The sequence below is a fragment of the Streptomyces sp. NPDC047525 genome (genome assembly GCF_040643025.1).
GTDB classification, from domain to species: Bacteria; Actinomycetota; Actinomycetes; order Streptomycetales; family Streptomycetaceae; genus Streptomyces; species Streptomyces durmitorensis.
In genome coordinates, this window is the sequence record NZ_JBEYTL010000043.1 from 1 (window position 1) to 12,548 (window position 12,548).

A 12,548-nucleotide genomic window follows, 5' to 3' on the forward strand; every position below is an offset into this window, starting at 1 on the left:
ATCCGTGGAGAGCCAGCGGGGAGCGACCGTGATCCGGTTGTCGGGCCACGTGCGGTCGGAGATGTCGACCTGCTCGTACTGGCCGTACTTGTGGACCGGCATCCCCGAGGGTTTCTGAGGTTCAGTCACCGCGCCGGTGGCCTGATTCGTGCGGCTCATGGCCCTTGGTCCCCCGTCGTTGTCAGCCACTCGCCCGGCCTGCTTCGTCTCGACCGGGCATGACCTTGCCGTGTCCGTATGTGTCATGCCTCATCGAGTGCCCCCGGCCGCCGGAGGATCCGTGCTGTTCTCCGGCGAGGCTGTTGAACGTGTTGAGCAGCGATCCTCTGGACGTGTCTCGCCCTCGAGCCCGCGAAAGCGGGCGACACTGCGGTGATGACCATGGATCACTCAGCCACGACACGACGACGCTTTCTGGCCGTTGGCAGCGCTGCTGTGCTGCCCCTGTGCTTCCCACGGAGTGCGGTCGCCCAGAGCGCGGATCCCTGCCACGAGCAGCCTGCCCGGCCATCAGCGGCTGACGGGCGCCCCGAGCCCCGGCCGGTTCCGGAATCCGAGATCGCCGCCGGCCCCATGACTCTGGCCCTCACCTTCGATGACGGACCGAGCCCGCTGTACACCCCTCGGGTCCTGGCGGTCCTGCGCCGCCATGGGGTGCGGGCGACGTTCTTCGTGCTTGGCGTCAACGTGGAGAAGTACCCCGATGTCGTACGCCAGATCGTTGCGGAGGGTCACACGCTCGGCAACCACACCTGGTCCCACCCCAAACTCGAGAAGCTGTCCACGACAGCAGTCCGTCGCCAGATCACCCGTACCAACGAGGCTGTCGCCCGCGTCCACGGCGGCCGTGGCCCTTCTCTCTTTCGCGCTCCCTACGGACACTTCACCCCTGCCGCACTCACGAGCTGCGCGGATCTCGCGATGCGGCCATTTCGCTGGTCGATCGATCCGCGCGACTGGTCCAACCCAGGCGCGGCGCACATCTCTGCAACCGTCCTGGACCAGGCCAGAACAGGGGCCGTCGTCCTTCACCACGACGGCGTCCTGAGCCGGCACACGTACCCCGAGTACGAGGGCCGCGCCAACCGCACCCAAACCATCGAAGCCCTCAAGGCCTACCTGCCCCGTCTCCTCGACCGGGGATTCCGCTTCACCACCCTCGACGCCTAGAAGTCGAGGCCCTTGGGTGGGCGGCGAAGTGACCGCCGAAGAGGCGCCCCCCTCACGTCGTTGACATCCTCCGATCCCAGCAGGAGGTTGTCCACGAGTGGACGGCGGCCCATCGATCGCCTGCTCATCTCTGGGGGAGGACCCCATGGCAGCTCGACCGCTGGACGTCGTGTTCGACGAACTCGTGCAGAACCAGGGCAGGGGGGCGGCTCTGCGCCGCAAGTTCGTGGCCCACAAGGACCGCACCTGGTTCCTGGCCATCGTCCTGCACAGCTTCGCAAAGCACGCCGAAGGCACCAAACTGACCGACCTGGAACAGGCCATCGTGTCGGCCTTCCGCAAGAACGGCTACACCGACCAGGAGATCAAAGCGCACGGGAAGCTCGACAGGAAACTCCCGCAGTCACTGCGCAGCGAGATGTTCTCGAGCAGGTTCGCGCAGCTGGACGTCAAGCAGAACTACACCATGGCCGAGCTGAAGCGCGACGTCCCCGAGATCATCAGGTCGGCCCACGCGATCCCGTCGGCCACCGCGCCCGAAGGCAGCGTGCAACAGGCGGGCGCGGAGCAAGGCGGCTCCCCCTCCACCTCGGCGGCCTCTGCTCGGTTCACCATCAAGGCCTCCAAGTTCACCTGCATTCACCGCCTGAGGGACAGCATCGCCGACCCGAAGAACGAGCCCTACTTCGTCTTCGGCTCACTGGGTTCCGGCATCGCCGTCACCACCCGCAGCGCGGTCTTCGACGACGTGGACGACGGCTCGACCCGCACGTTCGGAGCGTCGGACGGCTGTCTGTGGGGCCAGAACTGCACCGCTCAGGCACTGCCCGACGGCGAAGTGGCCTCGCTGATCGCTCTCTTCGAACACGATTCGGGCGATGTCGAAAGGATCAGGGCGGGCGTCGCCTCGGCGTTCCTGGCAGCGGCGGCCGTTCTCGGCGCCACCGTCGTGGCGGCCTGGGTAGCGGCCGTGGTGGCGGGAGTCGGCGCCATGATCCAGTGGCTCATCGGCTTCATGGAGGATGACCACGTCGCGGACAACGTCCTCGTCTTCACCAGCCAAGCAGTGGCGAAGCAACTGCCGACCGCCGGAAAATCGTACGACGTCGTCCGACGCTTCACCGATGGCAAGGGTGACTACAACCTCACGGTGAAGGTGGCACGCACCACCTGACCTGCCCCCTGGTCAGGCCGGACTCGACTCAGTCCTGACCGTGCGAGACCTGACCCCACGCCGTGCCCGCCTCCCCCACACCGGAGGCGGGCACGGTCGCACAGGCGCAGAGCGGCCTCATTCGGGCACCCAGGAGTACGCTGGGTGCAGCGGGGGCCTCTCGTACGCCGGTGCTCAGGCCGGGCCAGGCCCCGCGGTTCCATGGCGCTCGCTCCCAGCCCTTCCGTCCCCGGATCGGGATCAGCCGGCGGCCGAAGCGTCGTACGCATCCGAACCAGACGCCCTGAACGTCCCTTCGCCGCACGCCAACAGCCGCGCAGGAGCAGCCCGTGACCCCGGCCGCGCCATCGCACCGAGGTCAAGGAGTTCCCCATGCCGGCCAGTTCCACCACGTCCGCGGCCCATGCCGGTCCAGCGAGCGCGCCGTCGGACGCCGTCCAGCCCTCTCAGGAATACGACGGAGCGGGGCCCTTCTCCGCGGAAGAGCCGGCCGCCCCACGCAGCAGTGGCGAGCGGCTGTACGTGCTCGTGACGACGGTGATCGTCGTTGCTCCCTTCCTGGCGCTGGGCCTGGCCGTCTGGCTGCTGTGGGGCAGCCTCATCCATCCCGCTGACGTCCTGCTCGCCCTCGTCCTCTACACGGTCACGGGTCTTGGCGTCACGGTCGGCTTCCATCGTGGCCTGACACACGGCGGATACCGCGCGGTCCGGCCGGTGCGCATCGCGCTCGCTGTGGCCGGGTCGATGAGCTTCCAGGGGGACGTCATCGGCTGGGTCGCGACCCATCGCCGCCACCACGCCTTCACGGACCGGCCGGGAGACCCTCATTCCCCGTATCGCTACGGCACGCACCTGCGCGGCCAACTGCGTGGTCTGGCGCACGCGCACGTCGGCTGGCTGTTCCGCAACAACAGCACGCCCGCCGAGCGTTACGCTCCCGACCTGCTCGCCGATCGCGACATCCGCGCCGTCTCCCGCGCCTTTCCCGCCCTGTGCGGCCTCACCCTGGCCCTGCCGTTCGCGGTGGGCTGGGCCATCGGCGGCACCTGGGTGCACGCGCTGACCGCCTTGCTGTGGGCGGGACTTGTGCGCATCGCGCTGCTCCACCACGTCACCTGGAGCGTGAACTCCCTGTGCCACGTGATCGGGGACCGGCCGTTCCGCACCCGGCGCCACGACCGGGCCACCAACCTGTGGCCGCTGGCCCTGCTCTCCTTCGGTGAGAGCTGGCACAACCTCCACCACGCCGACCCCACCAGTGCGCGCCACGGCGTCGATCGCGGACAGCTCGACCCCTCAGCCGCCGTCATACGTCTCCTCGAACGCCTCGGCTGGGTGTACGACGTGCGCTGGCCGACCCCCGATCGCGTTGACTCCCGCCGGCTGTGAATCCAGCCGCCCCCTCCGCACAGCAGTCCACAGGAGCTCTCATGGCCACCGCACTGCAGCCCTCACTCCCCTCGCAGCCCCTCCTCCGTCTGCGTCTCGCGCCTCCCGGCCCTCTGCCGCACCTCATCGACGGTGCGTGGTGGCCCTCCTCGTACGACCTGCTGGCAGAGCTTCCCCGGCTGCTCACCGGGCTGCCGCGGGCCTGGGGTCACATCAGCAGCGTCACCGTCAACGGATCGACGTGGACCATGACACCCCGCCGGATGTTCGTGCTCGGTCAGGTCGTGCGCCTGCACAGGTCCACCGCAGCATCCGCACCGCACACGATCTGCCTGCTCGCTCCCAACCGGGGACGCTGGGACCTGTTGGTCGTGCCGCCCGACACTCCGCCGGACACCGCCGAGCCCCTCATGGCCGCCGCCGCGGGCGGCACCACCTGATCGGGCGGAAGCGCGCGGAGAGTCGGCGTCCGTCCGCTGCCGGATCAGCGCGGGCGAGGATGCGTGTTCCGGTGCCAGGGGCGCGAACGTCCCCGGCCGCCGTCGCGATTGCGCGCCGCGGCCGGACCGCGGCGGGCTCCATGGAAGGGTCGGTGGGTGGGTGGCTGCCCTGCGGCCTGCCCGGCCCGTGTCGCGGCAACGATCAGGATCAGCAGGACGCTGAAGGCCAAGCCTGTGAGCACGGCGCTCACATCTCCCTGGTCAGATGGCTCGGCGGAGCCACAGCGACCAGTGCCAACGGGGTGCCGCCACCGCCGTACTCCCAGTCCTCCTCGGCATCCGGCTCCCGGCCGGCCTCTGAGCTGCCGTGGAGGACCTGTTCCGCTGCCATGAGCGTACTCGCGGTCACAGGAGGCCCGGCGCTCTCGCTCGCGGCGGCCATCAGGCGGGCTGCTGCCGGGGCGCTGGACTCGGGCGGTATCACCAGCAGGTCCCATCGGCCCGCGGTGTAGGACAGGAGCATGATCTTGTGGGGGTCCAACTCCGTCGTGAACCAACCCACCTTCACCACATGGCCGTTGACGGGCACTTCCCGCGGGATGACCGGCCAGTACATAGGGTTGACGGCGATGCGAGTGATCCGCCCCCACAAGGGATCCAGCACGTCGGCCAGAGTGGAGAGTTCTTGCGCCAAGTCCCGGGAGCGAGGCCACCAGGCGCCGTCCAGAAGCCCTCGGGCGGGGCTCACGGGTTTCAGCGCGAGGCGGGCGGTCGGAGCCCTGAAGGGCACGATCCGCAGGGTGGGTCGGTCGGTGGTCGCGGGCATTGCGCGAACCTGTCTCCGGACCGCTGGCCCAGTGGGCCCGGCTCGGTGTCGTCACTCGCCGAGAACGACACCGACGTGGAAGCCGGTGTGCGAAAGACTCTCGATACTTTGAGGCTACTCCCCTGGAGGCGGTAACGGACTGCGCCGACGTGGGGGTTACGAACGTGGCTCTGCGCGCCCGCACCGAACGTGCGCCTTGCTTGCCGGCCTTCCCCGCCCCGCACCCCCTAACCCGACAGGAGTCGATTACCTCACCGACCAGTATGCAGAAATCTATCCTGGCCGGATTAGACATTGGGCATTGGTGGTAGCAACAATGAGCGCGTGTCCGGACCCCGCATGTCAGGAGTAGCCCCATGCCCGAGGGCCTCAGCCGCCCCAAGTGCGTCGTGGAGCAGTACACGAGGGAGGGCAATTGGGTCGTCGTCGTCCGAGGGGACCTCGACATGGACTCCATGCCCCCGGTGCGCGAAGCCATGGAGAGGGCGGCCGCCGCACTCCCGGTGCTCATCCTGGACACCGGAGCAGTGAGCTTCGCGGACTCCTCCGCACTGAACCTGCTGCTCCTCATCCATCAGGCCACCACGCTGCGCATCGCCGCTCCACCGCCCCAACTGCTGCGCATGCTCCGGATCACCGGCGCCGACCAGATCCTCAACCTCTACCCGTCCACGGAACAGGCCTGCGCGGCCACGGGCCCGCGCCCCTGACCCGGCGGGCGGGCGGTTCGCCGAGTGTCACGCGGGGAGAATCCGGCTGTCGGCAGGGGGCGCGGAGCTGTGACGGACCACGGGGAGCATGTGCTGGAAGCCCAGTTGGGCGGGCTGCTGCGCGAGGTGCGACGTCAGGCATCGTGCGAGGCCGGGCCGGACGTCCGCAGGATGCTCGACTGGTTGCACCAGGAGACCGGCGTCCACGCTGCGGTGGTCGCGCAGGACGCGGGCACGGTGGAGGCCTCCACGGCAGCCTTTCCTCAGGAACTGCTGTCCGAGCTCGCCGGGCTCCTCGCGCGCCTGTGCGGAGGGCAGTTGGCCGCGGCCGCGACCCAGGCTCGAGGGCTGCACGTGCGCTGTGAAGCGCTTGGACCGCACGGACCGCGCCCGGCGCTCGTGGTGGTCGCCGCGTCGCAGCCGACCGCCCAGACCGTCGCGCTGACCTCGCACACCGGCAGCGTACTGGCCCTGCTGCGCCGCGCTGAAGCCGGACAGGAAACGCGGCGGGTCTACGACGACAAGGCACGCCAGTTGCGATTCGCCGTGCTGCACGGGCTGTTGGCCGGAGGTCCGCTGCTGGCCCGGCGGATGACGACCGGTGTCGTACCCCCGCTCCTGGACGCTGATCGGCTGCGGATTCACCTGCTGCGCTGCCCGTCGGCCGACCGTGACCGGATCGCCCAGGCCCACCAGGATCCTTCCGGCTATCACGGGTCGGCGCTGATAGTGCACTGCCCCGTGTTCAAAGAGCATTTGATCTGTCTCATCGCCGAGGACGACGAGCCCGTCCGCGCCCGCGACGGCTGCAGCGACGGCCCGGCGCGCGGGCTGGGTGAGACGCTGCGTCGCCTGGTGCGCGACAATCCGCGCTATGCGCTGGGCATCAGCGGCGTACAGCCTCTGCATGCCACGGCAGAGGCCTACAGCCAGGCCGCCCATGCGCTGGCCGGTGCCCGCACCACGGCCGGCCGTGTCGCCTTCCACCAGGGCCAGACGTCGTTGACAGGCCTCCTCCCCGCTCAGCCCGCCCTCGCCTGGGCCCGGGCGTTCCTGCGGCCGCTGGACGCCGCCCCCAAGACCAGTGCGGACATCACCCGGCTTGCGACGAGCATGCCCCGCTCCGGCGTGGCCCGTCTGCTGGGCCTCAGCCGCAACACCGTCACCGCCCACCTCAGGCGTGCACAGCAAGCTCTCGGTCAGGACCTCGCCGACGTCCGCTGCCGCGCTGCCGTCCACTTGGCCCTCGCGCTCGTCGGTTCTGGCTCCGGTCCCGAACCCGATGGCCCTCACGTGCCCCCTGCCCTGGAGGACTTGCTGAGCACCGAGGTCGCCGCCGCCTGGGCCCAGACGGTTCTGCGCCCCTTGCAACCCCGCCACCGCCGCACGCTCCAGGCATGGATCGACGCCAATGCGGATGCGCAGCAGACCGCCCACTGCATGGGCATCAGCCGCAACACGGTCCGGGCCCACCTGCGCACCGCCGAGGCCGCCCTGGGGCTTGATCTTCTGACCACCGGCACCGGCACCCACCACGTCGTCCACGCGCTGCACATCGCCGCGGCCCGGGCCACCCAGGCCGGCTGAGCACCGTGCACAACCCGCGCCCGGAGTTGAGCACCGTGCACATTGGTCCCCGGGTCCGGTGACTTCTAGCCTGTAGACAACTGCCCGTGCACCAGGCGATTCCGGCGCCCTGACCAGCGCCGGAAGACCCGAACGCCGGGGCAGTACCTGCCTGTCCCGGCGTTTCGGGCCGTCCCGTGAGAGGTCGGCCACCGAGGAACGCGAAGACCCTGTGCCGGCAGGAGAACGCCGTAGCGGACCATCGGGGGAAACCGTGCTGCGTATGCACTTCACCAGGGGCGATCTGTCCCGGACCCGGGTCGCCGAGAGGCCCGACCCACTGTGGGAAATCGTCCTGAGCATGCACCAACTCCAGGAAGGCAGAAGGAACGCCCGCGCGATCCTCGGCGGACGGACGCCGTCCCACCCGCAGCAGCAGATACTGCGCGCGCTGACCCCGCTGATGCCCGCCCGCGGATATTTTCCGGACTTCCTCACCCCCGCGGCGGCGTTGGACGGGCTCGCCAGCGGCATCGACGCCGTCCTTTCCACACCCCGGCGCCGCATGCGCGAGGAACTCTCCCTGCTGGCGCAGCACCACGCGCTGCCCGCCTGGACACGGTCCCTCGCCGACGGCGAAGTGGACACGCTGCACTGGCTGGGCAGGGCCCTGCACCGCTACAACAGGTGCGTCCTTCAGCCCGTGTGGTCCGGGGTCGCCGCCCGCGTGGAGGCCGACCGGCAGCACCGCACCGGAGTGCAGTGCCGCGGCGGGACCGAGGCGATGCTGCACACCTTCGCGCCCATGCTGCGCTGGGAATCCTCGGTGCTGGCCGCTGACTACCCGGTGGACAGGGACGTGCACTTGGGCGGGCGTGGACTGCTGCTCGTCCCGTCGTACTTCTGTCGCCGTACGCCGGTCGCCCTCCTGGACGAGCAGTTGCTGCCCGTTCTGGTCTACCCCGCCCGCTCCCCCGTACGGGAGCAGGCGGCCACGGCGGACTCCAGGCTGGCGCCCCTGCTCGGGCACACCCGTGCCGCGGTGCTGCAGACGCTCCACGAACCCCGCACCACCACTGAGCTGGCTCGCCACGCCGGCGTATCGCTGTCGTCGGCCAGCGAACACGCGGCGGTGCTGCGCCAGGCCGGACTGATCGCCAGCATGCGGGAGCGTCAACGGGTGCGGCACATCCTCACCCCCTTGGGCGCCGATCTGCTCAACGGCGGTGCGATGCCCTTGCTGCCCTAGACGACCACGCTCACCTCCCGGCCTACGGGGCTGTCGCAGGGAGTTCCACAGTGACGCGGATCCCACCGGCGGTGCGCGGGGTGAGGGTGAGTCTTCCGTCGTGCGCGTGGGTGATCGTCTTGACGATCGCCAGGCCGAGACCGACACCTGCGTGGTCAGCGTGCACGCGTTCGGTGCCGCGCTGGAACGGATCGGTGAGTGTCGAGGCCAGCTCCGGGGTGAGCTTCTCGCCGGTGTTCTCGACCGTGAGCAGCACCGTCTTGGGGCGAAGGCTCGTAGTGACCCAGACGGTGCCCTGCTCGGACAGGTTGTGGACGATCGCGTTGTGCACGAGGTTCGTGGTCAGCTGCAGCAGGAGCGCCCCCGATCCGATCGTGGGGGTGATGTCGCCGCCGGTCTCGATGGTGACGCCGTGCTTCTCCGCGAGAGGGAGGAGCGTTTCGGTGGCTTCTTCCGCCAGGAGGGACAGATCGACCGGCTTTCGGGTGAAGGACCGCTGGTTGGCGCGGCTGACCAGGAGCAGTGCCTCGGTGAGGTCGATCGCTCGGGTGTTGACGGCGTGGAGGCGGTCGACGAGCTGGCCGGTGTCGCGGTTAGGATCGTTGCGGGCCGCCTCAAGGAGAGTCTTGGTGATCGCCAGCGGGGTGCGCAGTTCGTGAGAGGCGTTGGCCGCGAATCTCTGCTGTTCGGCGACGTGCGCTTCGAGCCGTACGAGCATGGTGTCGAAGGCGTCGGCGAGTTCGCGGAACTCGTCCTTGCGGCCCGGCAGTTGGATCCGGTGGGAGAGTGAGCCGTTCGTGGCCATGCGGGTCGCGTCCGTGATGCGGATCAGGGGAGCCAGCATGCGCCCTGCGAGGATCCACCCTCCCACGAGGCCGAACACCAGCAGGAATGCGAGTACCACTGCTGCCCTCGGAGCGAAGACACCCAGGAGGACGGACCGGACGGGGAAGACACCACCCGTGGCGTTGTCGTCGGCGTTGATGAGCATCGCACGGTTGGGGACGTAGCGGAGGAGGAACACCCACACCGCCGCGAGCAGCAGTCCGCCGGCCAGCATGAGGAAGCCGGCGTAGCTGAGGGTGAGTTTGAGGCGGACGCTCAGCCCGGGTGACCTATCCACGCTCGCCTCCCCCGTGTCCGGCCTCCGGCTGGGCGTCGATGCGGTAGCCGACGCCTGGCACGGTGGCGATGATCCAGGGTTCGCCAAGGCGTTTGCGCAGCGCCGAGACGGTGATGCGCACGGCGTTGGTGAACGGGTCGGCGTTCTCGTCCCACGCGCGTTCCAGGAGCTCTTCGGCGCTGACGACACCGCCTTCGGCAGCGACGAGGACTTCGAGCACGGCGAACTGCTTCCTGGTCAGCGCGACGTAGCGGCCGTCGCGGTAGACCTCTCTGCGGAACGGGTCAAGGCGCAGACCCGCGATCTCTCGCACGGGGGGCCTGTTATGGGCGCGCCTGCGGTCGAGTGCTCTGAGACGGAGCACGAGTTCCTGGAGTTCGAACGGCTTCGTGAGGTAGTCGTCGGCGCCGAGTTCGAACCCGGAGGCCTTGTCGTCGAGACGGTCGGCCGCGGTGAGCATGAGGATCGGCATGCCGTTGCCGGAGGCGACGATGCGTTTGGCGATCTCGTCACCGGACGGTCCTGGGATGTCGCGGTCGAGGACGGCGATGTCGTACGTGTTGACGCTCAGCAGTTCGAGAGCGGTATCGCCGTCACCCGCGATGTCGGCCGCGATCGCCTCCAGGCGCAGGCCGTCGCGGATGGCCTCTGCCAGATAGGGCTCGTCCTCGACGATCAGCACACGCATGCCCTTGATGCTACGAGTCGGCACATATCGTCGGCGTATCGAAAACCGGATACGTGCCGGCAACGTCGCGCTGCCTTGACTGGCGGTATGACTCGCATCCCAGCACGAACGACGAGCCGCCGGATTCGATGGCTCATTGTCGTCGGCCTGACAGTCGTCATAGGAGTGATCACCGCAGCCCTCGGGCACTGGCTGCCGACGCCCTCGCTCTCCTCGTCCCCCTCGGCATCCCTGTCCGCCCCGGCCGCGTCACCCTCGGGTGCTCACCGCGGAGAGCCCCGCGGCCCCGTCGGTGAGGCCGACGGTGTCGTCCCCGACGGCGTGACGGTCTTCGACGACGCGATGCCGGCCGTGGCCAAGCTCGATCCAGGTCTGCTCAAGGCCCTCCGACAGGCCGCGACGCCCGCTGCGGACGACGGAGTCGAGTTCAACGTCAACAGCGGCTGGCGTTCCCCGGCGTACCAGAATCAGCTGCTTCGCCAGGCGGTCGCCGAGTACGGGTCCGAACACGAGGCCGCCCGGTGGGTGGCCACCGCGGCGACGTCTCCGCACGTGTCGGGGAAGGCAGTCGATATCGGCCCATCCGATGCCGCGGCGTGGCTGTCCGAACATGGCGCCGATTACGGGCTCTGCCGGATCTACAAGAACGAACCCTGGCACTACGAACTGCGCACCGAGGCGATCGATCATGGCTGCCCGCGCATGTACGCCGACCCCACCGAGGACCCGAGGACGCAGCAGTGACCGGCAGTGAGCGAGGACAGACGATGGCAGAGGCGGAGACGGAGCACGTGGACACGGCGCGGGTGGACACGGCGCGGACCGGACGGAGCGGCGCCGGCCGCCGGGATACCGGCTCCGGTGTCCAGAGCGCGGACATCCGCCCGGATCCCGCTCCGGGTACCCGGCACACGCGCATCCGCCGGGCGATCCGCTTCGCCTCCCGGCCGGAGCCCTGGAAACGCGGCCTGGTGCTCGCGGCCCTTGCGCTGCTGCTCGGACTGGTCATGCTGCTGCACGCGAAGATCCCGAACCGGATCGGGAACCTCGGCAGCCTGGCGGAGACCGTCCTGCCGTGGTTCGGCCTGTTCATCCCGATGCTCCTGGCCGGGGCGCTGTGGCGCCGCTCCGCTTCCGCGGTGGCCGCGCTGCTGCTGCCGGTCGTCGTGTGGCTGAACCTCTTCGGCGGGCTGCTCGCCGACAAGTCTCAGCCGGGCGGCGATCTCACCGTGGTCAGCCACAACGTCGGCGCCGACAACTCCGACCCGGCCGGCACCGCCCGCGACCTGGCCGCCTCCCGCGCGGACGTACTGGCCCTGGAGGAGATCACTGCGCAGGCGAAGCCGCAGTACGAGAAGGAGCTGGCGAAGGAGTACCCCCACCACACGGTGCAGGGCACGGTCGGGCTGTGGAGCAAGCTGCCGCTGTCGAACACCCGGCCGGTTGACATCAAGCAGGACGTCGGGCCGCTGGGGGACGCCAAACCGGCCGAGGTAAAGCTGGCGTACAACCGGGCGCTGCGCACCACGGTGGCCACGGACCAGGGTCCGCTTGCGGTGTACGTGGCCCACCTGGGGTCCGCACGGGTGAATCCCAGGGCGGGCTTCTGGACAGACTCGCGGGACCGCGGCGCGCAGGCGCTCGGCACAGCCGTCGCCGCCGAGCGGAACGAGCGGGTGGTGCTGCTCGGCGACCTGAACGGCTCCATGGACGACCGCGCGTTCGCCGGCATCACCGCGCAGCTGCGCTCGGCCCAGGAGGCGGCCGGGAGTGGCTTCGGCTTCAGCTGGCCCGCGAATTTCCCGGTGGTGCGGATCGACCAGATCCTGGTCCGCGGCGTGCAGCCGCAGAGCGCGTGGGTACTGCCGGACACCGGCAGCGACCACCTGCCGGTGGCGGCCGGAATCAGCTGGTGAGTGCCGCTGCGATGGTCCTGCCGGGCACGCGAAGTGCACCGTGGAAACGCGCCTTCCGGCTGCTCGCTGCGCCCTCAATGTCGCAGATCAGCGGTTCTGACACGCAGCATCTGAACCCCGATCACCAGGAGAGGTCCTCTGGACCGTTACGCTTCGCAGTGTCTACGGCGTCAAATAGCGGGCGCTAACCACTGGAGGAAGTACTTCATGCTGATCGCTCAGCGTCCCTCGTTGACCGAAGAGGTCGTCGACGAATTCCGCTCCCGGTTCGTGATCGAGCCGCTGGAGCCGGGCTTC

At 69.4% G+C, this 12,548-nt stretch carries 12 protein-coding genes; 9 read left to right on the plus strand and 3 right to left on the minus strand.

Features of this window, described 5'->3' with window-relative positions; genetic code table 11:
• The first annotated feature begins 573 nt into the window (after positions 1–573).
• The 4 genes from ABZ833_RS45380 (at position 574) to ABZ833_RS45395 (ending at position 4,173) form a co-directional block, all read left to right on the plus strand.
• Positions 574–1,170, plus strand: a complete 597-nt coding sequence (locus tag ABZ833_RS45380; protein ID WP_361059927.1) for a polysaccharide deacetylase family protein — start codon at positions 574–576, stop codon at positions 1,168–1,170.
• A gap of 145 nt (positions 1,171–1,315) precedes the next feature.
• Entirely contained in the window at positions 1,316–2,344 is a 1,029-nt protein-coding gene (locus ABZ833_RS45385) for a hypothetical protein (protein ID WP_361059930.1), read from the plus strand.
• 372 nt (positions 2,345–2,716) lie between these two features.
• Complete coding sequence (locus tag ABZ833_RS45390; RefSeq protein ID WP_361059933.1) at positions 2,717–3,733, plus strand: acyl-CoA desaturase; 1,017 nt, start codon at positions 2,717–2,719, stop codon at positions 3,731–3,733.
• A 41-nt stretch (positions 3,734–3,774) separates the two neighbouring features.
• A complete protein-coding gene (locus tag ABZ833_RS45395) occupies positions 3,775–4,173 on the plus strand; it encodes a DUF5994 family protein (RefSeq protein WP_361059935.1) in 399 nt (132 codons plus the stop codon).
• Positions 4,174–4,420: 247 nt separating this feature from the next.
• Here ABZ833_RS45395 and ABZ833_RS45400 read toward each other — a convergent pair whose 3' ends face one another.
• Complete coding sequence (locus tag ABZ833_RS45400) at positions 4,421–4,999, minus strand: DUF5994 family protein (RefSeq protein WP_361059938.1); 579 nt, start codon at positions 4,997–4,999, stop codon at positions 4,421–4,423.
• A 356-nt stretch (positions 5,000–5,355) separates the two neighbouring features.
• Between ABZ833_RS45400 and ABZ833_RS45405 the strand changes: the two genes are divergently transcribed.
• From ABZ833_RS45405 to ABZ833_RS45415, 3 genes are all read left to right on the plus strand, one after another.
• Positions 5,356–5,709 (plus strand): STAS domain-containing protein, encoded by a 354-nt coding sequence (locus ABZ833_RS45405; protein WP_361059940.1) that lies wholly within the window; start codon positions 5,356–5,358, stop codon positions 5,707–5,709.
• Positions 5,710–5,778: 69 nt separating this feature from the next.
• The gene (locus ABZ833_RS45410) at positions 5,779–7,296 is read left to right on the plus strand and encodes a helix-turn-helix domain-containing protein (RefSeq protein WP_361059942.1); all 1,518 of its coding nucleotides are present in this window, start codon (positions 5,779–5,781) and stop codon (positions 7,294–7,296) included.
• 262 nt (positions 7,297–7,558) lie between these two features.
• Complete coding sequence (locus ABZ833_RS45415) at positions 7,559–8,524, plus strand: DUF5937 family protein (protein WP_361059945.1); 966 nt, start codon at positions 7,559–7,561, stop codon at positions 8,522–8,524.
• Positions 8,525–8,546: 22 nt separating this feature from the next.
• Here the strand turns inward: ABZ833_RS45415 and ABZ833_RS45420 are convergent, their stop codons facing one another.
• Together ABZ833_RS45420 and ABZ833_RS45425 are read right to left on the minus strand one after the other, a co-directional pair.
• On the minus strand, positions 8,547–9,647 hold the full coding sequence (locus ABZ833_RS45420) for a HAMP domain-containing sensor histidine kinase (RefSeq protein ID WP_361059947.1): 1,101 nt from the start codon (positions 9,645–9,647) through the stop codon (positions 8,547–8,549).
• Entirely contained in the window at positions 9,640–10,335 is a 696-nt protein-coding gene (locus tag ABZ833_RS45425) for a response regulator transcription factor (RefSeq protein ID WP_361059950.1), read from the minus strand. The genes ABZ833_RS45420 and ABZ833_RS45425 overlap by 8 nt, the downstream gene beginning before the upstream one ends.
• An 87-nt stretch (positions 10,336–10,422) precedes the next feature.
• On the opposite strand from ABZ833_RS45425, the gene ABZ833_RS45430 reads away from it, so the two are divergent.
• Both ABZ833_RS45430 and ABZ833_RS45435 read left to right on the plus strand, forming a co-directional pair.
• A complete protein-coding gene (locus tag ABZ833_RS45430) occupies positions 10,423–11,079 on the plus strand; it encodes a M15 family metallopeptidase (RefSeq protein WP_361059953.1) in 657 nt (218 codons plus the stop codon).
• A 23-nt stretch (positions 11,080–11,102) separates the two neighbouring features.
• A complete protein-coding gene (locus ABZ833_RS45435) occupies positions 11,103–12,251 on the plus strand; it encodes an endonuclease/exonuclease/phosphatase family protein (protein WP_361059956.1) in 1,149 nt (382 codons plus the stop codon).
• Positions 12,252–12,548: the final 297 nt, after the last annotated feature.